The organism is Sphaerisporangium sp. NPDC049003, assembly GCF_043197795.1.
GTDB lineage: Bacteria > Actinomycetota > Actinomycetes > Streptosporangiales > Streptosporangiaceae > Sphaerisporangium.
Genome location: NZ_JBICTU010000020.1, coordinates 93948 through 118291 on the forward strand (window position 1 = coordinate 93948; position 24344 = coordinate 118291).

General features: G+C 68.7%; 19 protein-coding genes. 11 read left to right on the forward strand and 8 right to left on the reverse strand.

What is annotated here, in order from left to right:
• Positions 1-375: 375 nt before the first annotated feature.
• The 4 genes from ACGFIV_RS22380 to ACGFIV_RS22395 are packed head-to-tail and all read left to right on the forward strand — an operon-like array spanning position 376 to position 3704.
• Positions 376-1422 carry an ABC transporter ATP-binding protein gene (locus ACGFIV_RS22380; RefSeq protein ID WP_358548044.1) on the forward strand — a complete coding sequence of 349 codons (1047 nt, stop codon included), beginning with the start codon at positions 376-378 and terminating at the stop codon, positions 1420-1422.
• On the forward strand, positions 1415-2080 hold the full coding sequence (locus ACGFIV_RS22385; RefSeq protein ID WP_358548047.1) for an ABC transporter permease: 666 nt from the start codon (positions 1415-1417) through the stop codon (positions 2078-2080). The genes ACGFIV_RS22380 and ACGFIV_RS22385 overlap by 8 nt, the downstream gene beginning before the upstream one ends.
• Complete coding sequence (locus tag ACGFIV_RS22390) at positions 2077-2748, forward strand: ABC transporter permease (protein ID WP_358548050.1); 672 nt, start codon at positions 2077-2079, stop codon at positions 2746-2748. Before ACGFIV_RS22385 ends, ACGFIV_RS22390 begins: the two co-directional genes overlap by 4 nt.
• 44 nt (positions 2749-2792) lie before the next feature.
• A complete protein-coding gene (locus ACGFIV_RS22395; protein ID WP_358548053.1) occupies positions 2793-3704 on the forward strand; it encodes an ABC transporter substrate-binding protein in 912 nt (303 codons plus the stop codon).
• Between the two features lie 85 nt (positions 3705-3789).
• On the opposite strand, the gene ACGFIV_RS22400 is transcribed toward ACGFIV_RS22395, so the two are convergent.
• Positions 3790-5706 (reverse strand): Xaa-Pro dipeptidyl-peptidase, encoded by a 1917-nt coding sequence (locus tag ACGFIV_RS22400; RefSeq protein ID WP_392837406.1) that lies wholly within the window; start codon positions 5704-5706, stop codon positions 3790-3792.
• Between the two features lie 565 nt (positions 5707-6271).
• Here ACGFIV_RS22400 and ACGFIV_RS22405 point away from each other — a divergent pair.
• The 5 genes from ACGFIV_RS22405 (at position 6272) to ACGFIV_RS22425 (ending at position 9764) form a co-directional block, all read left to right on the forward strand.
• A complete protein-coding gene (locus ACGFIV_RS22405; protein WP_392837408.1) occupies positions 6272-6868 on the forward strand; it encodes a hypothetical protein in 597 nt (198 codons plus the stop codon).
• Positions 6869-7125: 257 nt separating this feature from the next.
• Positions 7126-7371: a hypothetical protein gene (locus ACGFIV_RS22410; protein WP_358548062.1), complete on the forward strand. Its 246-nt coding sequence runs from the start codon at positions 7126-7128 to the stop codon at positions 7369-7371.
• On the forward strand, positions 7368-7727 hold the full coding sequence (locus ACGFIV_RS22415) for a hypothetical protein (RefSeq protein ID WP_358548065.1): 360 nt from the start codon (positions 7368-7370) through the stop codon (positions 7725-7727). Before ACGFIV_RS22410 ends, ACGFIV_RS22415 begins: the two co-directional genes overlap by 4 nt.
• A gap of 471 nt (positions 7728-8198) precedes the next feature.
• Entirely contained in the window at positions 8199-8678 is a 480-nt protein-coding gene (locus tag ACGFIV_RS22420; RefSeq protein ID WP_358548068.1) for a flavin reductase family protein, read from the forward strand.
• A 192-nt stretch (positions 8679-8870) separates the two neighbouring features.
• Positions 8871-9764, forward strand: coding sequence for a maleylpyruvate isomerase N-terminal domain-containing protein (locus ACGFIV_RS22425; protein ID WP_358548071.1), 894 nt, complete (start codon positions 8871-8873; stop codon positions 9762-9764).
• A gap of 145 nt (positions 9765-9909) precedes the next feature.
• Here the strand turns inward: ACGFIV_RS22425 and ACGFIV_RS22430 are convergent, their stop codons facing one another.
• Positions 9910-10506, reverse strand: coding sequence for a MarR family winged helix-turn-helix transcriptional regulator (locus ACGFIV_RS22430; RefSeq protein ID WP_358548075.1), 597 nt, complete (start codon positions 10504-10506; stop codon positions 9910-9912).
• A gap of 60 nt (positions 10507-10566) precedes the next feature.
• Here ACGFIV_RS22430 and ACGFIV_RS22435 point away from each other — a divergent pair, with 60 nt between their 5' ends.
• Positions 10567-10977: a cupin domain-containing protein gene (locus ACGFIV_RS22435; protein WP_358548078.1), complete on the forward strand. Its 411-nt coding sequence runs from the start codon at positions 10567-10569 to the stop codon at positions 10975-10977.
• A gap of 212 nt (positions 10978-11189) precedes the next feature.
• Here ACGFIV_RS22435 and sppA read toward each other — a convergent pair whose 3' ends face one another.
• The 6 genes from sppA to ACGFIV_RS22465 all read right to left on the reverse strand — a co-directional run bounded on the left by sppA (position 11190) and on the right by ACGFIV_RS22465 (position 21236).
• Entirely contained in the window at positions 11190-12881 is a 1692-nt protein-coding gene (gene sppA, locus ACGFIV_RS22440) for a signal peptide peptidase SppA (protein ID WP_358548081.1), read from the reverse strand.
• 115 nt (positions 12882-12996) lie between these two features.
• Positions 12997-15246: a 1,4-alpha-glucan branching protein GlgB gene (gene glgB, locus ACGFIV_RS22445; protein WP_358548123.1), complete on the reverse strand. Its 2250-nt coding sequence runs from the start codon at positions 15244-15246 to the stop codon at positions 12997-12999.
• Positions 15247-15407: 161 nt separating this feature from the next.
• Positions 15408-15947 carry a hypothetical protein gene (locus tag ACGFIV_RS22450; protein ID WP_358548084.1) on the reverse strand — a complete coding sequence of 180 codons (540 nt, stop codon included), beginning with the start codon at positions 15945-15947 and terminating at the stop codon, positions 15408-15410.
• Positions 15948-16014: 67 nt separating this feature from the next.
• Complete coding sequence (locus ACGFIV_RS22455) at positions 16015-17445, reverse strand: aminoglycoside phosphotransferase (RefSeq protein ID WP_358548087.1); 1431 nt, start codon at positions 17443-17445, stop codon at positions 16015-16017.
• A complete protein-coding gene (gene treS / locus ACGFIV_RS22460) occupies positions 17442-19178 on the reverse strand; it encodes a maltose alpha-D-glucosyltransferase (RefSeq protein ID WP_358548089.1) in 1737 nt (578 codons plus the stop codon). Before treS ends, ACGFIV_RS22455 begins: the two co-directional genes overlap by 4 nt.
• A gap of 30 nt (positions 19179-19208) precedes the next feature.
• Complete coding sequence (locus ACGFIV_RS22465) at positions 19209-21236, reverse strand: alpha-1,4-glucan--maltose-1-phosphate maltosyltransferase (RefSeq protein ID WP_392837414.1); 2028 nt, start codon at positions 21234-21236, stop codon at positions 19209-19211.
• A 434-nt stretch (positions 21237-21670) separates the two neighbouring features.
• Between ACGFIV_RS22465 and glgP the strand changes: the two genes are divergently transcribed.
• A complete protein-coding gene (glgP, locus tag ACGFIV_RS22470; protein ID WP_358548093.1) occupies positions 21671-24271 on the forward strand; it encodes an alpha-glucan family phosphorylase in 2601 nt (866 codons plus the stop codon).
• The last annotated feature ends 73 nt before the right edge of the window (positions 24272-24344 follow it).

Genomic DNA, 24344 nt, shown 5'->3' on the forward strand with positions numbered 1-24344 from the left:
CCGCTCCTCTGGAATTCTCGTGCGGGCTGGAAGGTTTGGCCTGGCTGAGGGGGATAGGGAGGGGGAGCCAATCATGCCAAGGCCCTCCCGGGGAGTCGCACTAATCGATGCCACTTTGATAGATATCGCGAAAGTACCAGGAAGAAGCGGCCGGACAGCGAACATTCGAACCTTTCTGAAATGCTGACAAGTCGGTATGACGGTTGTCTTGGGACAGATTGCTGAAGATCCCCATAGGGTGTGTCGGGAAAGATCAAGTGGACCTGCGGTCGGACCGTCACCTACCGTGGGGGCTGCCGAGCGGGTGGTAGCTGCGCGCAGCCGACTCGACGATTCCGGGCCACGCGGTCCCGGCCGAGAAGCACGAGGTCGTGCGTGATCACATTTGAAGGCGTAACCAAGCGCTATGGCGACGGCACGGTAGCCGTCGACAACCTCAACCTCCAGGTTCCCACCGGGGCCATAACCGTCTTCGTGGGGCCGTCCGGCTGCGGTAAGACCACGTCGTTGCGCATGATCAACCGCATGATCGACGCGACCGAGGGGCGCATCCTCCTCGACGACCAGGACATCCGGAAGATCGACCCGCCGACCCTGCGCAGGGGCATCGGCTACGTCATCCAGCAGTCCGGCCTGTTCCCGCACCGCAAGATCGTGGACAACGTCGCCACCGTGCCCTACCTGCTCGGATGGGACAAGAAGAAGGCGCGCGAGCGGGCGATGGAGCTTCTTGAGCGCGTCGGGCTCGACACCAAGCTGGCCGGGCGCTACCCCTTCCAGCTCTCCGGCGGCCAGCAGCAGAGGGTCGGGGTGGCGAGGGCCCTCGCGGCCGACCCACCGGTGCTGCTCATGGACGAGCCGTTCAGCGCTGTGGACCCCGTCGTGCGCACCAGCCTGCAGGACGAGCTGCTCCGGCTCCAGGCCGAGCTCCAGAAGACGATCGTGTTCGTGACCCACGACATCGACGAGGCGATCAAGCTGGGCGACACCGTCGCGGTGCTGCGCGTCGGCGGTCACCTGGCGCAGATCGCCGACCCCGCGACCCTGCTCGCCGAGCCCGCCGACGCCTTCGTCGAGGGGTTCCTTGGCAAGGACCGCGGCATCCGGCGCCTGTCCTTCGTCCCGGCCAGCGGCATCGAGGTGCGGTCCGAGCCCGGCGTGGCCGGCTGGTCGGTGGTCCTGGACGACGACAACCGGCCGACCGGGTGGCGTGCGGACGGCGCCGGCGGCGTGAACGGGCTCCAGCCGTTCGGGACCTTCGACCTGAAGAAGGACTCCCTGCGCGCCGCGCTCGACGCGGCGCTGCTCGCGCCGTCCGGCTGCGCGATCGCGGTGGACGGCGACGGCAGGTTCGCCGGGGTCGTCACCAGGGACGCGCTCGACGCGGCCCTCATCCGGAGCACGGGGGTGGCCGATGGGTGACGGCGAGCCGCTGGTCCGCTGGGACTGGATCGGCCGCAACTGGCCCAGCATCCAGACGCTGCTCGTCGACCACGTCGTCATGGCGGTCGTGCCGGTGCTGCTGGGGCTGGTCATCGCCCTGCCCCTGGGCCTCGCGAGCGCGCGCTGGCGCGTGCTCTACCAGCCCACGGTCGGCCTGATGAACGTCGTCTACTCGCTGCCCTCGCTGGCCGTCTTCATCGTGCTGATCCCGCTGACCGGGCTGGCGGAGCGGGCCACGGTGATCATCCCCTTGACCTTCTACTCCCTCGCTGTGCTGATCCCGTCGGTGGTGGACGGGCTCGGGGCGGTGCCCGACCACGTGCGCCAGTCGGCCGTGGCGATGGGCTTCGGGCCGTTGCGGCGGCTGCTGCAGGTCGAGCTGCCCATCGCGGTGCCCGTCGTGCTCGCCGGCCTGCGGGTGGCGACGGTGTCCAGCATCAGCCTCGTCAGCGTCGGCGCGCTGGTCGGGCGGGGCGGGCTCGGCTACCTGTTCATCGACGGATGGCAGCGCCAGTTCTACACGCCGATCGTGGTGGGCATCGTGCTGGTCGTGGCGCTCGCCGTGCTCGCCGACGGCCTCATCGTCCTCGCGCAACGCCTGCTGACCCCCTGGGCCCGTGCGAGGAGGACGACATGAACTGGCTGATCGACTTCTTCGGCGACGCGGCGAACTGGTCGGGTCCCGGGGGCATCCCCACCCGGCTCCTGGAGCACATCGAGTTCTCCGTGGTGGCGCTGTTCCTGTCGATGGTCGTCGCGATCCCGCTCGGCCTGCTGATCGGGCACACCCGGCGGGGCGCCGTCCTCGTCGTGGTCGCCGCGAACGCCGCCCGCGCGCTGCCCACCCTGGGCCTCGTGGTGCTGATCGTGCTGCTGGCCGGGGTCGGCACGACCTGGCCCGTGCTGATCCCCCTGGTGGCCCTCGCGATCCCCCCGATCCTGGTCAACACCTACGAGGGCATCCGGGGCGTCGACGAGGACCTGCGCGACGCGGCGTACGGCATGGGCCTGCGCGGCCGCCAGGTGCTGACGAAGGTGCTCGTCCCGGTGGCGTCGCCGCTGATCCTGCTCGGCCTGCGCGTCGCGGCGATCCAGGTGGTCGCGACGGCCACCGTCGCCGCGTACGTCGGCCTGGGCGGGCTCGGCCGTTACATCATCGACGGGCTGGCGACCAAGGACTTCCCGAGCACGATCGGGGGAGCGGTCCTCGTCGCCGTGCTGGCGTTGATCGTGCAGCTCGCCTTCTCGCTGCTGCAGCGCGTGGTGGTCTCCCCCGGGGTGAGCCAGCGCGTGAGGGTCCGCTAATCTCTACATTACCCCCTGATTTGGAAGGGAATTAAATGAGGCGAATGATCACCACCGCGGCGGTCGCTCTGACCGCGGTGTTCACCCTAGGCGCGTGTGGTGGCGGGGACCCGCTCGACACGACCAGCAGCGTCAGCGCGGCCCCCAGCGCGTCCGGTTCCGGTGGCGGCTCCAAGGTCGTCATCGGTTCCGCCAACTTCCCCGAGAACGTCCTGCTCGCCTCGATCTACTCCCAGGCCCTCACGGCCAAGGGCGTGCAGGTGGAGGAGAAGTTCAACATCGGCAGCCGTGAGGTCTACTACGACCAGATCAAGACCGGCGCGCTGACCGTGCTTCCCGAGTACAACGGCGGCCTGCTCAGCTTCATCGACCCCAAGAGCACCGCGGCCAGCACCGATGACGTCAACACCGAGCTCAAGTCGAAGCTCCCCGCCGAGCTGGAGCTCCTCGACTCCTCGACCGCCCAGGACAACGACTCATTGACGGTCTCCAAGGAGACCGCCACGAAGAACAACCTGACGACCATCGAGGACCTGGCCAAGGTCGCCAAGGACTTCGTCGTGGGCGGCCCGCCCGAGTTCAAGAAGCGCCGCGAGGCCCAGTTCAAGGACGTGTACGGTCTCACGTTCAAGGAGTGGAAGCCGACCGACGCGACCACGGCCGACGCGCTCAAGAGCGGCACGATCCAGGTCGGCAACGTCTTCACCACCGACCCCAAGCTGCTGATCAACGGTCTTGTGTCGCTCCAGGACCCGAAGAACGTCTTCAGCGCCCAGAACGTCACGCCGCTGATCAACAAGGCCGGCGCCGACGACACCGTGCGCACGACCCTGAACGCCATCTCCGCCAAGCTCGACACGAACGCGCTGGTCGACCTGATGAAGCGCGTCGCCGTCGACAAGGACGACCCGCCCGCGGTCGCCAAGGACTGGCTCACCCAGAACGGTCTCGTCTGACCTCGCCGAGGCCCGCCACGACGCGAGCCGGGGCCCGCACCGTGAAGGTGCGGACCCCGGCTTTCTGTTCAGTAGAGGCGGTTCATCAGTAGAGGCGGTTCTCAGGCACGGGCAGGTTCTGCTGCTGCGGGCCGTGCCACTTGACCTTGTCCTTCGCCAGGTCGAGCAGCAGGGAGCCGAGGGCGAGCGGGAACTGCACCTTGCTCTTGCTGAGGTCGATGGTGACGTTCGCGCCTGTGGCCCTCTCGCCGCTGTAGGTCGAGTCGGTTCCGGCGATCACGAAGCCCAGGCGGTGACCCTTCTTGAAGACGTAGTCCTGCGGCAGGGTCTCCCACTTGACCGTGCCGTACTCACCCGGGGTCATCGGTGAGGACGTACTGAGCGAGTCGCGGTTCTGCACGTCGATCCAGCCGCGTGCCACGATCTCCAGCGGGCGGGTGGCGAGGTTGTTGACGACCTTCCTGTAGCAGCCGTCGTCGGAGGCCGTGCTCTCGCCGTGGCAGGTCTCCTCGGTCAGGGTCGTCACACCCTGCCCTCGGCGCCAGTCGATCCGGGTGTCCTCGCCGAAGTCGACGATGAGCGCGGTCAGGTTCGACGTGGGCTTGTCGAGGGCGACGCGCAGGTCCACGACGGGCGTACCGGACAGGCGCAGGTCCACCGGCAGCGCACCGGTGGTGTACGCCACCCGTCCCGGCTTGTCGGTGCCGACGTCGGCCACCATCGCGTCCTCGGACTGGCGGACGTCGGTGAACGTGGCCGTCGTGTTCTTCTTGGCGGGGAGCAGCCCGAGCGAGCCGTCCGCCGCGGGGTGGAGGGGGATCTTCACGGCGAGCGGCGCGGGCCAGTCGGGCTGGGTGATCCAGCCGGTCGGGGTGGTCTGCACGTCGGCGCGGGGCTCGCGCATGATGCCGTTCTGCACGCCGAGCAACCAGAAGTCGAACCAGCGGTGCAGCGTGTCGACCCACAGGTCGCGGCGTCCGTCGAAGTCGAAGGGATCCACGTGCTGGTACTGCCCGACCCAGATCTTCCGGGGCACCTTCCTGTCGGCCAGGGCCTGCCACCACTTGGAGAAGTTGTCCGGCTTGACGTTCAGGTCGTTGACCGTGTGCACGGCGAAGACGCTGGCGTGCACCTTGGAGGCGTCGGCCAGCGAGCCGGCGATGTAGTCGCGCTCGGCCCAGAAGGCGTTGTAGTTGCCGGTGTCGTCGCCGTCCTCGGCGTCCAGGCGCGCCCGTGCCGAGGCGCACTTGGCGATCGGGTCGGTGTCGATGACCCTCGCCAGGTACGACATGTAGTCGAAGTTGTAGATCACGCCGTTGGAGCGCTGGTACTTGTACCAGGAGCTGATCGCCGAGATCGGGACGATGGTCTCCAGCCCCTCGACGCCGGTGGCCGCGACGGCGTTGGCCAGCGTGCCGTCGTAGGACTTCCCGATCATCGCGGACTTGCCGGTGGTCCAGTCGGCGACCGCCGGCGTGCCGTCCTCACGGTAGGCGGTGGCCCGGCCGTTCAGCCAGTCGATGACGGCCTTGCCGCCCAGTACGTCGGCCCGTCCGCCGACGTCGGGACACCCATCGGACCTGGTGGTGCCGATCATGTCGACGTTGAGCACCGCGTACCCGCGCGGGACGAAGTAGTTGTCGTAGAACAGGGGGAACTTGGCGAGGTTCCCCTCCGCGTCGTAGACCTTCCGTTCGGCCTCGTTGCCGCGACCGGAGTTGTCGTAGTACGGGCTCTCGTCGATGATCACCGGCACCTTGAGGGCGGGGCCGGACTCCTTGGGCCGGATGATATCGACCCGGACCCGGTCCAGGTTCCCGTCGGAGTCGCTGTCGACGCTCGACTCGACGTACACGTGCTCGCGGACGGCGTCGGCGTAGGAGAAGACCGGTTGGGTCCGTCCCTGCGCGATGGTGATGGAGGGGTCGGCACTCGCCTGGGCCGGCGTGGCGACCACCACGACCAGGGCGAGGGAGGCAAGGACTGCTCGTAGCTGGGGCACTCGAAGTCTCCTGGGGGTGTGGGGAAACACCCACAATCTCCACGAGTGTCCATAAAGCCAGCAAGATCCCTTTATGCGTTCGACATCACCTTGGTCCTGGTATGTGATATATCATTCGCCTGCCCGCGAGCTGCCGTGGTGCCTTCTTCACGGTGATGGGGACCTGTCGCCTTGCGCGATTCAGGTTGAAAACGGGCGGTGTTAGCCTGGCTGTCGAAGCCCCTCGACGATCACCGCCTGCCCTCCCACCCTGGACGCGTTCACAATGAATCGCATTCGCGCCACCACGATGGCCGCGGCCATGACCGTCCTGACCCTCGCCGGGTGCTCCCCGACGCCGGGCGAACAACCCCCGGCACCGCCGACGTCGAGCGGTGAAACTCCCGCACCCGCGACATCGAGCGGGGAAAGCCCCGCACCCGCGACATCGAGCGGGGGGACCCCGGGGCCGGTGACATCGAGCGGGGAAAGCCCCGCATCTGAGGGCGGGGAAAGCCCGCGACCCGCGACCGGTCGCCAGATGGTCGCGCTGTGGAACACCTACGGCGGGTTCGCCGGGAACCGAATGAGTAAGAGCGATCCCCCCGCCCTCGCCGTCTTCGGCGACGGCCTGGTGGTCGCCGACGCCGACCGCGGCCTTTCCCTGAAGGCGAGCGAACTCACCGATCTCCTCCGCGCGCTCCGCGCGGACCTGGCCTCACAACCCGCCACCGCCGACCCGGCCGGGGTGTCCCAGATCGCCGACGCCCGCACTGTCGTGCTGGGCGTCCAGGTCGACGGTGCGATGCATACGGTGACCGCGTACGCCCTCGACGAGACCCGCTCCGATCGCGGCTATGCCGATGGGCTGTACGACGCGCGTGACCTGCTGGGCGCGCTGGCCGACCGGGTGAACCGCGAGGGAAGCCCCTACACGACCGACCGGGTACGCCTGATCGCGCAGCCCCGCCCCGGGCAGACCGGCGAGAAGTGGCCCTCCTCGATTCCGGAGCCGTCCGCCTCGGACGAGGGCGGCTTCGAGAAGATCCTGAAAGGCACCCAGGCGGCGGACGCCCGCCGCGTGTTCACACGCGCGCGGCAAGCCGGAGCCTGGCCCGTCTACCGCGACCACCAGGGCCGCCCCTTCGCCGTCACCTGGCGATACGTACTGCCCTCAGAGTGACACGACCGACGGTGCCCCCGTACGCCGGCATGGTCCACGGCGACCAGGTGAGCCTGGCAGTTTCGTCACCGCCGTTCGAGAGCATCTCGTACGGCGGGCCATTCCTCCTATATGACGCGCCTTCCACGTCGAGCCGTTGATCGCTCCCCCTGTTCGCCTTGATCACCATCACAACGGGCACGCCACGGGCGTGCTGAGACGTTCTTCTGCCGTCTGATCGACCCAACAAGCCTGGTTGTGTCTGACATAATATGGGTATGAAGAAGTTGCGCTTCTACCGGTCGGCACGGAAGCACCGCATCGGGCGGGCGCATGCCCTTCATGTGATCCGGTCTGGACCGCCGGCTATCGTTCCGGCAGCCGACCCGGGCCTAGAGGACCGATGGGTGTGGATCGGCCAGGACGATCGGGGCATCGAACTGGAAGTGATCGGCATCCTCACGGACAAGTACCTAGTGATCATCCATGTGATGCCGACCGCGCTGAGGAGGAAGAAGCCATGACCGAGCACGAGGCAGCCTGGCCACCCGAAGACATCGAACTGGTCCTGGACCACGACTCCGAAATCGACAGTGACCTCGAAGAGATCTACGACAGCAAGGGCAACCGGATCACCGACGAGTACGTTGATGACGCGATCGCTGACGTTCACCGGGCGATCGACGAGGGTCGTGTGCCCGTACCGACCGGTCGTGGCGGGCGTCCGTCACTGACGGGCGAGGGCACGCACTCACCGAAGGTCTCGTTCCGGGTACCCGAGGAATTGCGCGAACGCGCGAAGGCTCGCGCCGAAAAAGAGGGCAAGACGGTCTCCGCGCTGGCTCGAGAAGCCTTCGAGCAGTTCCTCAGGGCAGGTTGACTTTCAGACCTCAGAGCGGCTCGGTCGATGGCGGAAAGGCTATCGACTGAGCTGGCTTTGGAGCCCTCGGCGCATTGACTCCAGCTCTGTGGCGACCTGGTCTACCTCAGTCGGCCGGTGGGCCGTCCAAAATGACTCGCCGAACCAACGATCAAAGACCGCGGCGACGACACTCTGCGGTGATCACTTCGTTTCCTCGTACCAACACGACGAGGTCTTGTATCTCCGAGTCGTGCTCGTCAAGAGGCGCACCGTCCTCCAGCAACCCCTCAGGTCAAACAGATTGATTAGTCGCCGGACTGATTCACACAACGGGTCATCGTCCACCTACTCGTGGCCGCATGCATGCTACGAGAACATCCCCAGCACGTAGCTCCGGACTTTCCGGCATGAGGCTGTTCTGTACGACCCGATCCGCGGCTCCGGAGGCGGGGCGGCGCGCTGGGGTGATCGGTGGTAGGAGTGGGGGCCATGAACGAGTTCACGGAGGCGATGAGGCAGCTCGTCGCGGGGGTGGCCGTGGTCACCGTGCACGATGAGCGCGATGACATCGGCACGACGGTCACCACCTTCTCCTCCCTGTCGGCCGATCCGCCGATGGTCATGCTGAGCCTCATCTCCTCCGGCTACCTCTGTGAAGTACTGCTCCGCCAGGACCTCTGGGCGGCGAGCCTGCTGTCCGGCGGCCAGGCCGTGATCGCCAGCCGGTTCGCCACTCCGGGCCGTCCCAGCGCGCGCCTGCTGCTCGCCGGGACGCCCCACCACCGGGGCGCGCGGACCGAGGCCTTCATCGTGGACGGCGGCGTGGCCGCGCTGGAGGCCGAGACCGCCCGGGTGATCCCGGCCGGAGACCACACCCTCTTCCTCGCCCAGGTCCTCGCCGTCGACTACGTCGACCCCTCGCTCCCGCCCCTCGCACGCATGCGCGGCCGCTACCGTCCGGTCAACTGACGCGCTTCGGAACCGGTGGCTCAGGTCGCTTCCAGCGTCAGAGCGCACATGAGAAGAACCATGGTTTCGGGGCCGGGTGTTAGCTTGGCCGGGGCTCTGCCGTGAGGCGGGCGGGAGCGCGGTGCCGGACGCCGGGCGGTTCGGCTGCGACAGGTGCCGCGGTGGTCTTGGACGAGGTTCCGTGGAGGGCAAGTGGTCACACCCATCACGCGAGGCCAGTGGGACGCGGTGCGCGTGTCTCTCAGGGAAGCCGGTGGCCGGTTCGCCGAGATGGTGGCCTCCGCCCGCGAGCCGCACGCCATGGCGACTCGTGAATGGACCGTCGTGGAGAGCGCCGCCCACGTGGCCTCAATCGCCCGGTGGTACGGATCCATGCTGAGGTTCGACAACGGTCCCCACCCGTTCCCCACCATCAAGGACGCGCTGCTGGCCACCACCGTGGACACCGTCAGCGATGTCAACGACGTGGCTCTGGGGCTCTTCCCTGAGCGGGATCAGCACAGGCTGGCCCATCTGCTGCGGACCTCCATCGACGAGATCCTGCGGGTGACCGAGGGCCTCGACCCGGCGCGGCCGGTCATCTGGCTCGGCGACTCCCGGGTTCCCCTCGCCGGGGTGCTCGCCCATCTGGTGAACGAGCTGCTGGTCCACGGATGGGACATCGCCTCCGTGACGCGGACGCGCTGGGTGATGCCGCCGAGGGAGGCCGCACTCTTCTTCGACCTGTTCCTCGTCGGGATGATCCAGGGGGACGTGGGGCGGCTGCTGGACACGGGCGAGCCTGCCCTCGACCGGCGCATCGCCGTCCGGTTCCACTCCAGGTACACGACCCCCGTGACCCTGGTCCTGCGCGATGGGCGAGTGTCGATCGAACAGCCCGGCCCGGACACCGACGTCCACCTGTACTTCGATCCGGCCGCGCTCAACCTGATGCTGTTCGGCCGGATCGGGCGGACGCGAGCCGTGGTCACCGGCAAGCTGGCCGTGTGGGGCCGCCGCCCGTGGCTGCTGCCGGCGTTCCTCCGTACGGTGCGCCTGCCGACCAACGCGCGACCGCGCTCCGCTGACGAGCCCGTCGGCGCCTAGCGCGGAGGCGGCGACCTGTTTGCTCAGGGTGTCCGAGCCCCTTGATCTCGCTGAATCTGGATACCGCATCAACATCACCATCCGCTCCCTCGCCGGCTCACACCGCCGACCGGCGGAGCCCGCAGGGTTGTGATCGAGTCCGCCGTCAGCCGCCGAACCAGCCAGGGATGTCCAGGCGGAAGAAGTCGGGTGGGGTCACAAGGCGGAGGTCGGATTCGAGGGCGCGGAGGCGGTCCTCGCCGAGGGTCTCGGCCCAGCCGGCCCGGAGCTCGTCGAAGATGCGGGCTGATCGGAGGAGACTGTCGACGCCGCGCTCGGTGAGCCGTACGACCTTGCGCCGGGCGTCGTTCGGGTCGGTGCCGCGCTCGACGTAGCCGATGCGTTCGAGCGCGTCGATCGTCTTGCCCGCCGCCTGCTTGGAGACTCCGAGCCTGCGCCCCAGGTCCGCCGCCGTCATGCCACGCGTGCCGATGGCCTGCATGACGAACCCGTGCATCGGCCGCACGTCGGGGTGGCCCTGGCGCGCGAGTTCGGCATGCAACTCGTCGATGAGGACGCGGAACCCCAGGAACAGTCGCAGGGGCAGCTCGAACCCGGGAGGCGCGGGCGGCACCTCGGCCCGGGGAGGGGCGGGTGGCACCTCGGCCCGGGGGGAGGGCGACGTCTCGGCCTCCGAGGGAGCTTCGACCTTGCCGCCGGTGAGGGCCGTGGCCGATCCGGCGCGCGGGGGCTCAGTTGACACGATGGACAACCTCGTTCACTATATAGACAACCACATTGTCCATTGTAGGAGATGTTCGCGATGCCCATCATCCGCAACGCCGAAAGCCGCGTAACCGAGACCCCCAACGCCGTCATGACCACGTTCGCCTCGCCCACGCAGGGAGGGGCGGGCCTGTCCGTATGGCGCGTGGACATGCGTTCCGGTCAGACGGGCCCCCTCCACGCCTTCGACACCGAGCAGGTGTGGACGTTCCTGTCCGGAGCCACGACCGTCGTGCTCGACGGAGAGAAGCTGGACATGGAGCCGGGGGACACCCTGGTCATACCCGCCGACGTGCGCCGCCAGGTCTTCGCGGGCGAGGACGGCATGACCGCGATCGTCGCCGCGCCGGCCGGCAGCCGGGCGTACACCCCCGACGGTCCCATCGACGTCGCACCCGCGTGCGCCCTGCCCGACGGCGACAAGCTCGTGCCCGCCTGGGTGGCGTGACAAGCATCCAGGAACCACCCGTACGCCGGTCACCCGCCGCAACCGGCGCCGACTTCACAGCCCCTCACCCCGCCGTACCGGCGCCGGTTCTTGGCAGCACCGGTGGCGGATGGGGTGGGCGGGCACCGTCCTAGGCAGGCGCGGCGGGCCTGGTCAGTGGGTTGGCCGTTGGCGGAGGGGCGGGCGTCGTCTCAGGGGGGCGGCGCGGTAGGTCAGTGGATCGACCACCAGCCGGGGAGGATCAGGGGGCCGTACGCCGGGAGTCCTAGTTGGGTGGCCAGGTGGGTGAGGGGGCCCCAGGCTTCCAGGCGGATCTGGCTCAGGGCGGCGGCCTTGTCGTCGCTTGAGTCCGGCGGGCGGAGCCGCTCCAGGGGGTGCATGCGCGGATACGAGCGCACCGGGGCGTCCTTGGGCAGGTTGACCCTGCTGCGGGCCAGCGCCAGAGCGTCCTCCAGGCCGCCCAGCTCGTCGACCAGGCCACCGGCGAAGGCGTCGGCACCCGTCCAGACACGGCCGCGCGCCAGTTCGTGAGCGCGGTCGCGGTCGATGCCACGGCCCTGGGCGACCTTGCCAACGAAGTCGTCGTAGATGCGGTCGAGCCAGGCGTTGACCCGCTCCCACTGCGGCTCGGAGTAGGCCCGGCTCGGGGAGAACATCCCCGAGTTGACGCCCACGTCGACCGACTCGGAGGTGACGCCGATGCGGCCGAGCAGCTCGCCCACCGCCGGCTTGCCGCCGAACACGCCGATCGAGCCGGTCAGCGTGCCGGGCTGGGCGACGATGACGTCGGCGGCCATGGAGACGAAGTATCCGCCCGACGCGGCGAGGTCGCCCATCGAGATGATCACCGGCTTGCCTGACCTGCGGGCGAGCACGACCTCACGCCAGACGGCGTCCGAGGCGACGTACGACCCGCCGGGGCTGTCGACGCGGAACACGATCGCCTTGACGTTGTCGTCGCGGCGGGCGGCACGGAAGGCCGCGCAGATCGTGTCGGACCCCATGGCGCCCCCGCCGCCGAGCGGGCTGCGACCGCTGCGGCCGAGGCGGATCATGCCGTTGCCGTGGATGAGCGCGATGACCCGCTCGCCCGGATGCGGGAGCTTCCTGGTGAGGGCGCCCTTGGCGTACCGCGAGACGAACAGCAGCAGGTCGCCCTCGTCGCGGACCTCGTCGTACACCTCGTCGCGGTAGGCGAGCTTGTCGACCAGCCCGGCGGAAAGCGCCTCCGGCCCGATGAACGGCCCCTGGTCGATGAGCTCGCGCACGCGCTCGGGAGGCAGGCCGCGCCCGTCGGCGATGCCGGACACGATCTGCTCGATGACGGACTCGGCGATGCGGGCGGCCGACTCGCGGTGCGCCTCGGTCATGTGATCTTGGGTGAACATGTTGGCCGCGGTCTTGTACTCGTGCCGCTGGCCGATCTGGTAGTCGACACCGATCTTCGAGAGCGCGTTCTTCACGAAACGCTGCTCCATCGAGATGCCGGTGAGCCCGACGTCGCCCGACGGTTGCAGGTAGATCTTCTCGAAGGCGCTGGCCAGGTAGTACGGCACGGTGCCCGCGCCGAACTCGCCGAACGTCTCGGCGTAGGCCACCGTCAGCTTGCCGGCGGCCCGGAGCTGGACGACGGCGGTGCGCAGCTCCTGCACCATGGCCAGCCCCATGGGCCGTCCGCCGAGCTTGACGACGAGGCCCTTGACCCGGGGATCCCTGCGTGCACGGCGCAGCCCCTCCAGCACGTCGGCGAGCCGGGTCCTGCGCATGGCGAGGACGGCGCTGAGCGGATCGGACGGCGGGCCCTCCGTGAGCCCCTCGGTCAGATCCAACTCCAGAACCAGGGGGGCGGTGCGCCGCTGCCGGAACCGGTCCACCGTGTCCAAGATCGCTTTCGTCGCGTCCATAGCGACACCCTAGGCGACGTTCCGGCCCAACAGGCGCGTGCTTCCGCGTCTGGTCGCGCCGTCTTGCGCCGGCGTCAGTGCACCGAGGTCCCGGGAGCCCATCGGTGCACTGGCGTCACGGAGATTCAAGTACGGGCCGCGGCTCGTCGGCGGGGAGCGCGCTGAACGGGACGGCCTGTGCCTCCGTGGCTTCGGATGTGGTCTCCGTCAGGGGAGGGCCGGAGTAGCGGAGCCAGAGGGCGCCGAGGGGTGGGACCCGGAGACGGGTGGAGTACGGCAGGCCGTGCCAGGGCTCCTCGACGGCGTCCACGGAGCCGAGGTTGCCCACCCCGCTGCCGTAGTAGTTGTAGGCGTCGGTGTTGATCACCTCGTCCCAGCGGCCCCCGGCGGGCAGGCCGATCACGTAGTCCTCGTGCGGCTGCCCCGAGAAGTTCGCCACGCAGGCCACCATCGACCCGTCGTCGCCGTGACGCAGGAAGGAGAAGACGTTCCCCGAGGCGTCGTCGGCGTCGATCCACTGGAAGCCCCTCGGCGAGTGGTCCTGCGAGTGCAACGCGGGCGTCTCGGTGTACACGCGGTTGAGGTCGCGGACCAACTGCTGCATGCCCTGGTGGGGCTCGAAGTCGAGCAGCCACCAGTCGAGGCCGCGCTCCTCGGACCACTCGGAGCCCTGGGCGAACTCGCCGCCCATGAACAGCAGCTTCTTGCCGGGATGCGCCCACATGAACGCGAACAGGGCCCGCAGGTTGGCGAAGCGCTGCCACTCGTCGCCGGGCATCTTGCCGAGCAGCGAGCCCTTGCCGTGCACCACCTCGTCATGGGAGAGGGGCAGCACGAAGTTCTCCGAGTACGCGTACATCAGCGAGAACGTCATCTGGTGATGGTGGTACTGGCGGAACACCGGCTCGTGGTGGAGGTAGGCCAGGGTGTCGTGCATCCAGCCCATGTTCCACTTGAAGCCGAACCCGAGCCCGCCCAGGTGTACGGGCCGGGAGACGCCGGGCCACGCGGTCGACTCCTCGGCGATCGTGACGATGCCGGGCGCCTCGCGGTAGGCCACGGAGTTCATCTCCTTGAGGAACTCCACGGCGTCCAGGTTCTCGCGCCCGCCGTAGACGTTGGGCGTCCACTCGCCGTGGCGACGGGAGTAGTCCAGGTACAGCATCGAGGCCACCGCGTCCACGCGCAGGCCGTCGATGTGGAACTCCTTGAGCCAGTAGACCGCGTTCGCGACCAGGAAGTTGCGGACCTCCCGGCGGCCGAAGTCGAAGATGTACGTCCCCCATTCGGGGTGTTCGCCGCGCCTCGGGTCGGCGTGCTCGTACAGGGGCGTGCCGTCGAACCGGGCCAGCGCCCACGCGTCCATGGGGAAGTGGGCGGGCACCCAGTCGAGAAGCACGCCGATGCCGGCCTCGTGCAGCTTGTCGACGAGGTGGCGGAACTCGTCGGGGCTGCCGAAACGCGAGGTGGGTGCGTAGTAGGAGGTGACCTGGTAGCCCCAGGAGCCGCCGAACGGGTGCTCGGCCACCGGCAGGAACTCCACGTGCGTGAAGCCCATGTCCTTGACGTAGTCGACGAGCTGGGTCGCCAGCTCCTTGTAGGTCAGGCCGGGACGCCACGAGCCGAGGTGTACCTCGTAGGCGCTCATCGGCGCCCCCATCGCGTTCGTCTCGGCGCGCCGGCGCATCCACTCGTCGTCCTGCCACGTGTACGCGGACCCGTCGACGATCGACGCGGTCGCCGGCGGACGCTCGGTGCGCCGGGCCATCGGGTCGGCCTTGGACCGCCAGACGGCGTCGGCGCCCAGGATCGAGAACTTGTAGTGCTCGCCCACCCCGACACCCGGGATGAACACCTCCCACACCCCGGACCGGCCGAGGGACCGCATCGGATGGCCCGAGCCGTTCCAGTGGTTGAAGCCGCCCTCCACGCGGACGCCGAGCGCGTTCGGCGCCCAGACGGCGAAGGCCGTGCCGTCCTCGTCGTCGTGCCGCATGACCCGGGCCCCGAGCACCTCCCACAGGCGCTCGTGGCGGCCCTCGCCGATCAGGTGCAGGTCGACCTCGCCCAGGGTGGGCCAGTGCCGGTACGGATCACCCGTCTCGTACGTCTCGGCGCCCGGGTAGGTCACCCGCAGCCGGTAGGCGGGGATCTTGTCCACGCCGGGCAGCGTCACGCCGAAGACGCCGTGGGCCTCGTGGGGCATTTCGTGGGTGCTGTCCTCCAGCACCAGCTCGACTCTCTCGGCGAGTGGCTTGAGCGCCCGTACGGTCAGACCGTCGGGGGAAAGGTGCGCGCCCAGGATCGAGTGTGGATCGTGGTGCGCGCCGCCGGCCAGCCGGTTCAGGTCCAGGTCCGCGTTCATCAGATCGCTCACCGCTCCTCGGCACCGTGATTGCTTTTATGAGCTAACCCTGCCCCACATCGCGGGGCCAACCCATGTTGTTGCCCGGATCACACCATGGGGACGGCAAACGTGCACCTCGCGGGGTCACGGATGGCTGCGTCCGCCCACTTCAGGCGGTATCACCACTTCAGCACGTGGACGCTGCCCTCGGGCATGCCGACGATGATCCGGCCGATGTCGAGCTGCTCGCCGCCCGGGAACCACACGAAGAGCTGGAGGCAACGGCGGGTCTCGCAGCCGTGCCGCCGGAAGACCAGGGAACGTACGCGCAGGTCGGCGGCGGACGCCGGCGGCCTGCCCGCCGCCCTGGCGTACGCGTCGCGCACCCTCTGGCCGAGCACGGGATCGGCGAGCAGCAACTCGGCGGCTCGGGCCTCCTCCCACCTGGTGGGGGCGGGTGACGTGGCGGGATCGCCGGGGGTGGTGCTCGGGGAGGGCAGGCCCCGGGTCTCGTCCTCGCGCCGCCGGGCACGGGTCTCGTCCCGGTGGCGGGTGCCGGGATCATCCTTGTACGCGGTGTCGTGCCCGGCGCCGGCGGGTGGCGCGGGGGTCTCGTGCCGCCCCGGCCAGACCAGCGCCACCGTCATGACCGCGCCCATCACCGCGGACAGGGTGGCGCCCGCCGCCGCGAGCGTGACCGCGAGCCGCCTTCGATCCATCGACCACCGCCTTCACGCCAGGTACCCATCTGGCTACGGATCGTATCGAAGGATGAAGGCGGTGCGGTCACCGCACGGCGTGGGTGAAGGCCGCGAGCGGGATGGGGAGCCAGGCCGGGCGGTTGCGGGCCTCGTAGACCACCTCGTAGGCGGCCTTGCTCAGCTCCAGCGCGCGCAGCAGCACGGCGTCGTCGCCGCGGATCCGGCCGCCGCCCGCCGAGTACCCCGCGATGAAGGCCGCGCGGTTGCGCTCGGACCATTCGGCGGCCCGGAGCTCCAGGGACTCGGCGTCCGGGTGGTCGGACAGCAGGTGACGCGCCGCGTAGTCGAAAGACCGGAGCATGCCCGCGACGTCCCTGACCGGGGAGTCCAGGGCCCTGCGTTCGCTCAGCGGCTGGCCGGGCTCGCCCTCGAAGTCCAGGACCACCCACTCGCCGGGCGTGCGCATGACCTGGCCCAGGTGGTAGTCGCCGTGGACGCGCTGGACCATGATCGGCCGGTCGATGTCGGCCAGTAGGTCGAACGCCTCGTGGGCGACCCGCGCGTGGGCGGCGAGCTCGGGCACCTCGGCGATGGCGGCCTCCAGGCGGCGCCTGAACCCCTCGGCCATCCGCTTGACCTCGGGGGCCTCCACCACACTCGTGGGGAACGCCGCGGCCAGCTCCTTGTGCAGGTGGGCGGTGGCCATGCCGAGGCGGTGCGACTCGGCGGCGAAGTCCCCTCCCGCGTCGCCCGCCTTGGTGCCGGGGAGCGAGCCGTACAGGTCGCGCACGCTGGTGAGCGCGAGGGCCCAGCCGTCGCTGGCGGTGGGAAGGAACTCCTGGGTGAACGCGAGCGTGGTGTTCTGGCCGTCGACGTCGGCCTCGATCCAGCCGTACGGTCTGGCGATGTTGGGGGAGCCGCGCTCCGCGAGCGCGGACACCACTTCCAGCTCCGGGTTCACGCCGGGGACGAGCTTGCGGAACAGCTTGCAGATGTAGGCGTCGCCGAACACCAGCGAGGTGTTCGACTGCTCGCCGCCGAGCACGAGGCTCCGGGGCGAGGTGTCGATCTCGGTGCCCGGCATGTGGCGGAAGCGGAGCGCGCCGAGGTCGGCGTCCGCGGCGATCGCCGTGAGCAGGACGCCGGTGACCTCCGCGTCATGGACGGCGTCGTAGGCGAAGCCTTCCGCGGTCTCGCCGATCGCGACGTGCTTCAGCCGCTGGGGAAGCTCCGGGCGGAAGCCCACAAGTAGCTGGTAGCGGTCGGTGTGCGTGTCCTGCCTCACGGTGATGACCAGATGGCGCAGGCAGACTCGATCGCCGGCCGAAGGCCTCGCCGAGTCTTCCGTGGTCCTGGAGGAACCCGCCACATCGCTGTGGAAGGATTCTGCAGGACCACGAAGGGGTAGCGGGGTGGCGGCCTCGACGGCCAGGTCGGTGATCGCGCGGCCCTTGCCGGCGAACCACCGCTGATGGGTGATCCAGCCGGCAAGTAGCTCTTCGAGAGTATGTGTCACGTCTCCTCGGCTGCTGCGCTCGTGGGCGGAAGGGTGAACCAATAGAACCCATGCCCAGGAAGCGTCAAAAGATACGGAAGCTCGCCGATCGGTGGAAATGGAACCCCACCGGTGCACTCCACGGGCGTGACGCTCTCGAACCTGCGCAGGTCCAGCTCCACCGGCTGGGGGAAGCGGGACAGGTTGTTGACGCACAGGACCCTGTCGTCGCCGAGCTCGCGGACGAACGCGAGGACGCTCGGGTTGGAGGAGTTGAGCTCGGTGAACTCGCCCAGCCCGAAGACGGGGTGCCGCTTCCTGATCTCGATCATCTTCTTGGTGAAGTGAAGGAGTGAGCCCGGATTCTTCTGCTGCGCCTCCACGTTGAGCGCCTGGTACCCGTAGATCGGGTCCATGATCACCGGGAGGTAGAGGCGGCCGGGGTCGCAGTCGGAGAAGCCCGCGTTGCGGTCGGGCGTCCACTGCATCGGCGTGCGGACGCCGTCGCGGTCACCCAGCCAGATGTTGTCGCCCATGCCGATCTCGTCGCCGTAGTAGAGCACGGGGCTCCCCGGCAGGCTCATGAGGAGGGCGGTGAACAGCTCGATCTGGTTGCGGTCGTTCTCCAGGAGCGGGGCCAGGCGGCGGCGGATGCCGACGTTGGCCCGCATGCGCGGGTCCTTGGCGTACTCGGTGTACATGTAGTCGCGCTCTTCGTCGGTCACCATCTCGAGCGTGAGCTCGTCGTGGTTGCGCAGGAAGATGCCCCACTGGCAGTTCTCGGGGATCTTCGGCGTCTGGGCCATGATCTCCGAGATCGGGTAGCGGGTCTCACGGCGCACGGCCATGAAGATGCGCGGCATCAGCGGGAAGTGGAAGGCCATGTGGCATTCGTCCCCGCCGGTCACCGGGTCGCCGAAGTACTCGACGACGTCGGCCGGCCACTGGTTGGCCTCGGCGAGCAGCACGCGGTCGGGGTAGAGGCGGTCGACCTCGCTCCTTACCCGCTTGAGGTACTCGTGGGTCTGCGGGAGGTTCTCGCAGTTGGTCCCCTCCTGCTCGAACAGGTAAGGGATGGCGTCCATCCGGAACCCGTCGATGCCGAGGTCCAGCCAGAAGCGCAGGACCTCCAGCATGGCCTCCTGGACGTCCGGGTTCTCGTAGTTGAGGTCCGGCTGGTGGTGGAAGAACCGGTGCCAGTAGTACTGCCCGCGGACCGGGTCGTACGTCCAGTTGGACGTCTCGGTGTCGATGAAGATGATCCGCGCGTCGTTGTACTGCTCGCCGTCGTCCGACCAGACGTAGAAGTCCCCGAACGGCCCGGTGGGGTCGTGCCGGGAGGCCTGGAACCACGGATGCTGGTCGCTGGTGTGGTTCATGACCAGGTCCGCGATAACCCGCATGCCGCGTTTGTGCGCTTCGTCGACGAGCTTGACGAAATCCCCGAGATCCCCGAAGTCCGGGAGAATCTTCATAAAGTCGGAAATATCGTATCCGCCGTCTTTAAGCGGGGACTCGTAGAGTGGCAGAAGCCACAGACAGTCGACGCCGAGCCACTGGAGATAATCCAGCTTGTTGATGAGGCCGCGGATGTCTCCGGTACCGTCCCCGTTCGAATCCGCGAATCCTCGGATGAGGACTTCGTAGAAAACGGCGCGTTTGTACCAGTGTGGATCGCGCGGCTTTTCGTGTGTGAAGGTGTTCGGGACGGGCTGAGGCGTCAAGCTCACCTGTGGACTCCCCGCTGTGCTCATGCTCGCTTTTCCGCCGCTGTCGCCATGTGCCTACACCTGGCTGGTCGGCGTCGCTCGCAGTGTGAGGACGTGTGCTGGATTGATGTGCGGATCGAGGCGCACGTAGTTGGCCTGCCGCCAGTGGAACGAGTCGCCCGAGAGCTCATCGTCCACGACGAATTCGGCGCCCCAATCGAGGCCGAGGCCGGGCATGTCCAGCCTGACCGTCGCCTCGTGCGTGTTGTGCGGATCGAGATTGACGACGACCAGAACGACATCGCCTAGGCCGTGCCGTCGTGTGGACGGGTCGTAGGCGCCGGGCAGCCGCTTTGAGAAGCAGATCATGTCCGGGTGGTCGACGCTGTGGAAACGTAGGTTACGCAGTTCCTGGACCGCAGGGTGTGCTCTTCGGAACAAATTAAGTTGGGTGATGAAGGGCGCCAGGCTCCGGCCCTCGCGTTCCGCGGCGGCCCAGTCACGTGGTCTGAGCTCGAATTTCTCGCTGTGGAGATATTCCTCGCTGCCCGGTCGTACCGGGGCGTTCTCGGCGAGCTCGTAGCCCGCGTAGACCCCCCAGGAAGGTGACGCCAACGCCGCCAGCACCGCCCTGATCTTGAACGCCGGCACGCCGCCGTTCTGCAGGTACTCGTGCAGGATATCCGGGGTGTTGACGAAGAAGTTGGGCCGCAGGTAGTACGAGGTCTCGTGCGAGAGCTCGGCCAGGTACCCCTCAAGGTCGGCCTTGGAGTTCTTCCAGGTGAAGTACGTGTACGACTGGTCGAAACCGATCTTGGCCAGGCCACGCAGCATCGGGGGACGGGTGAACGCCTCCGACAGGAACAGCACGTCCGGGTCGGTGGAGTGGATGTCCGCCAGCAGTTTCTCCCAGAACCCGACCGGCTTGGTGTGCGGGTTGTCCACCCGGAAGATCCGGACGCCGTGGTCCATCCAGTGGCGGACGACCCGCCGGACCTCGGTGTAGATGCCCTTCGGGTCCTTGTCGAAGTTCAGGGGGTAGATGTCCTGATACTTCTTCGGCGGGTTCTCCGCGTACGCGATGGAGCCGTCGGCCCTGATCGTGAACCACTCGGGGTGGTCCTTGACCCACGGGTGGTCGGGGGAGCACTGCAGGGCCAGGTCGAGCGCGATCTCCAGGCCCAGCTCACGGGCCCGCCGCACGAAGACGTCGAAGTCCTCGAAGGTGCCCAGATCAGGATGGATCGCGTCGTGCCCGCCGTCCTCGGAGCCGATCGCCCAGGGGGAGCCCACGTCGTACGGCTCGGGGTGCAGGGTGTTGTTGCGTCCCTTGCGGAAGGTCTCGCCGATGGGGTGGATCGGAGGCAGGTAGACGACGTCGAAGCCCATGCCGGCCACGGCCGGCAACCGCTCGGCCGCCGTCCGGAAATTTCCGGACTTGGGGATGGCGCCCTCTTCGAGGACGGCCCCCTCGGACCTGGGGAAGAACTCGTACCAGGAGCCGAACAGGGCCCGCCTCCGGTCGACCCGGATGCGGTACCTCGGCGCCCTGGTCACCAGATCGCGGAGCGGGTGGGAGGCGAGCACGCTCGCGGTCTCGGGGAGCTGCGCCAGGGCCAGCCTGGCCCGGGGATCGAGGTCGTCGTCCCGCAGCCGGTCGGCCACCGCCTGGAGCGCGGCCCGGTGCGTGCAGTTGTCGCAGCCGGTCGGGCGCACGGCCTTCGCGGCGCGCGCGAATATGCGCGCCCCCTCCTCGCACATCAGGTCGGTGTCGATGCCACGGGGGATCTTGATCCCGGCGTCGTGCAGCCAGGTGGCGACAGGGTCGCTCCAGGCTTCGACGCGGAAGTGCCAGTTACCCTCCGTGGGCAGCGTGACCTCCGCGGCCCACCGGTCGGTGCCGGGCTCGACCTCGCGCATGGCCGTGAGCCGCTGGCGCTTGCCGTCGGGATCGACCAGCACGACTCCGGCCGCCACCGCGTCGTGTCCCTCGCGGAACACGGTGGCGCTGATCTCGAAGGTCTCGCCCGCCGCTGCCTTCGCGGGCCACCGCCCGCACTCGACAACAGGGTAAATTTCCTGTATTGGGATTCGTCCGATCATCGCGTCTCAAGGTAGCGGCGACGCACCGGGCGCCGCCGGGAATTGTGAGGGCAAGGAGTGATCTTTGCTTTCAAGTAGGTCCCGGCTTGATGCCGGTGTATGGGTAGGCGCGGTCGTATTCACCCCCGGCGTGACGGATGTCATCTCGGGGGATCGGAGGTGGATCCTGAGGCTCTTACATGGGACTGCCCCCATAGTCCCTCTTCAAGCCTGCCCAAGGGAAGTTAGGGGTGCCCCGGACGGCTTATGTCCCTGAGAGTTGCCATCTGAGGGGGGGAGTCGTTCATGATCAAGTTGAGATCACATTGACCGGTCCGCTTTAGTGATGTTTGAGCATGTAGGGGAGTGGTGAGAGCGAAACGCATGAGATCTGGTAGGCGCACAAGAGTGTTTCGGTCGCGCGTCGTGGCGCTGAGTAACTAGGGTCTGGCCCCGTGAGAGCAATACGCAGGTTCACCGTCCGTACCGTCCTTCCCGTGGAGCTGGCCGCCCTCGGCGAGCTCGTGCAAAATCTGCGCTGGTCCTGGCACCCGGAGACCATGGATCTGTTCGCCGAGGTGGATCCCGACACCTGGGAACGGGTCGGGCACGACCCGGTCGCGTTGCTCGGAGCGGTGCAGGCCGACAGGCTGGCCGAGCTGGCGCGTGATCGAAGGTTCCTCCGCAGGCTCGCCGACGCCGCGGACGACCTGCGGGAATACATGACCGCGCCCCGCTGGTACCAAACCCTGCCCGACGCCCCCGCGGCCATCGGCTACTTCTCGCCCGAGTACGGCATCGCCGCCGCGCTCCCGCAGTACTCCGGAGGACTCGGCATCCTCGCGGGCGACCACTTGAAGGCCGCCAGCGACCTCGGTGTGCCCATCCTCGGCGTGGGGCTGCTCTACCGGCACGGCTACTTCACCCAGTCGCTGTCGGCCGAGGGCTGGCAGCAGGAGCACTACCCGAGCCTCGACCCCGGCGGCCTGCCCCTGAGCCTGCTGAAGGAGGAGGACGGCGCCCCCGCCCGCGTCGCGATCCCCCTGCCCGGCGGGCGCACGCTGCACGCGCAGATCTGGGTGGCCCAGGCGGGCCGGGTCCCGCTGCTGCTGCTCGACTCCGACGTGGCCGAGAACGACAACGCCGCCCGCGACGTCACCGACCGGCTGTACGGCGGCGGCACCGACCACCGGCTCATGCAGGAGCTGCTGCTCGGCATCGGCGGGGTGCGCGCGCTGCGTGCCTACTGCCGTATCACCGGGCACCCCGAGCCCGAGGTCTTCCACACCAACGAGGGCCACGCGGGCTTCCTCGGCCTCGAACGCATCCGCGAGCTGACCGAGCACCGGCTGTCCTTCGAGGAGGCCCTGGAGGCCGTCCGCGCGGGCACGGTGTTCACCACGCACACGCCCGTCCCCGCGGGCATCGACCGGTTCCCCGCCGAGATGATCGAGAAGCAGTTCGGCGGCGACAACGCCTGGCCGACCGTTCCCGTGGAGCGCATCCTCGCGCTCGGAGCCGAGCCCGGCTCCCCAGAGGCCGGGGCCGACGCGGTGTTCAACATGGCCGTCATGGGCATGCGGCTTGCCCAACGGGTCAACGGTGTGTCCGAGCTCCACGGCGAGGTCAGCCGCGAGATGTTCCAGGGGCTCTGGCCGGGGTTCGACCTGGACGACATCCCGATCGGGTCGATCACCAACGGCGTCCACGCCCCCACCTGGGTCGCGCGCGAGGTGATGGAGCTCGCGGGCAAGGAGCTTCCCTCGCTGATCGAGAAGGCCCAGGGCTGGGAAGGGGTGCAGAAGCTCTCCGACGAGGACATCTGGGGCATCCGCGGCAGGCTGCGACGCCAGCTCGTCGACGCCGCACGCGACCGGCTGCGGGCCTCCTGGCGCGCCCGGGGCGCCTCCACGGCCGAGCTGGGCTGGATCGACGAGGCCCTCGACCCCGAGGTGCTGACGATCGGCTTCGCGCGGCGGGTCCCCTCCTACAAGCGGCTCACGCTCATGCTCAAGGACCCCGACCGGCTCAGGGAGCTGCTGCTCGACCCCGAGAAGCCCGTCCAGATCGTGATCGCGGGCAAGGCGCACCCGGCCGACGAGGGCGGCAAGAAGCTCATCCAGCAGATCGTGAAGTTCGCCGACAGCGAGGACGTGCGCCACCGCATCGTCTTCCTGCCCGACTACGACATGAACCTCGGCCAGCTCATGGTCCAGGGCTGTGACGTGTGGATGAACAACCCGCTGCGCCCGCTGGAGGCGTGCGGCACCTCCGGCATGAAGGCCGCGCTCAACGGAGGGCTCAACCTCTCCATCAGGGACGGCTGGTGGGACGAGTGGTACGACGGCAACAACGGCTGGGCCGTCCCAACCGCCGACGGCGTGGAGGACCCCGACCGCCGTGACGATCTGGAGGCGGGCGCGCTGTACGACCTGATCGAGCGAGAGGTCGCCGACCGGTTCTACGACCGCGCCGACGGCACCCATCCCCGGCGCTGGCTCGACATGGTCAAGCACACGCTCAGCTCGCTCGGACCGAAGGTCCTCGCCGGGCGCATGCTCCGCGACTACGTCGTCGACCTGTACGCGCCGGCCGCCGACTCGGCGCGCGATCTGTCCAAGGGCGACCACAGCAAGGCGCGCGAGTTCGCGGCGTGGAAGCTGCGGGTCACCCGCGCCTGGCCCGGCGTCCGGGTGGAGCACATCGAGGCGTCGGGCATCGGGGACACCCCCGAGCTCGGGGCGGCGATGGAGGTGCGCGCGACGATCGCGCTCGGCGAGCTGTCCCCGGACGACGTGAGCGTCCAGGCCGCGTACGGCAAGGTGGGCGGGCACGACGAGCTGATCGGCCCGTCGTACGTCACGCTCCAGGTGGACGCGGTGGGCGACGACGGCAAGGCGACCTACACCGGGGTCGTGCCGCTCGACCGCACGGGCGCGTTCGGGTACACCGTCCGGGTGGTCCCCGCGCACCCGCTGATGTCGTCTCCGGCGGAGCTGGGCCTCATCACGGTGCCCGAGGAGCCCGTCGGGATGACGAACGGGACTCTCCGCTAGGAGCCTTGGAGGGCATAACACCACAAAACGGGCAAGCTATCCCGAATGTACTGGCTGCCGACTGGGCAGGGCT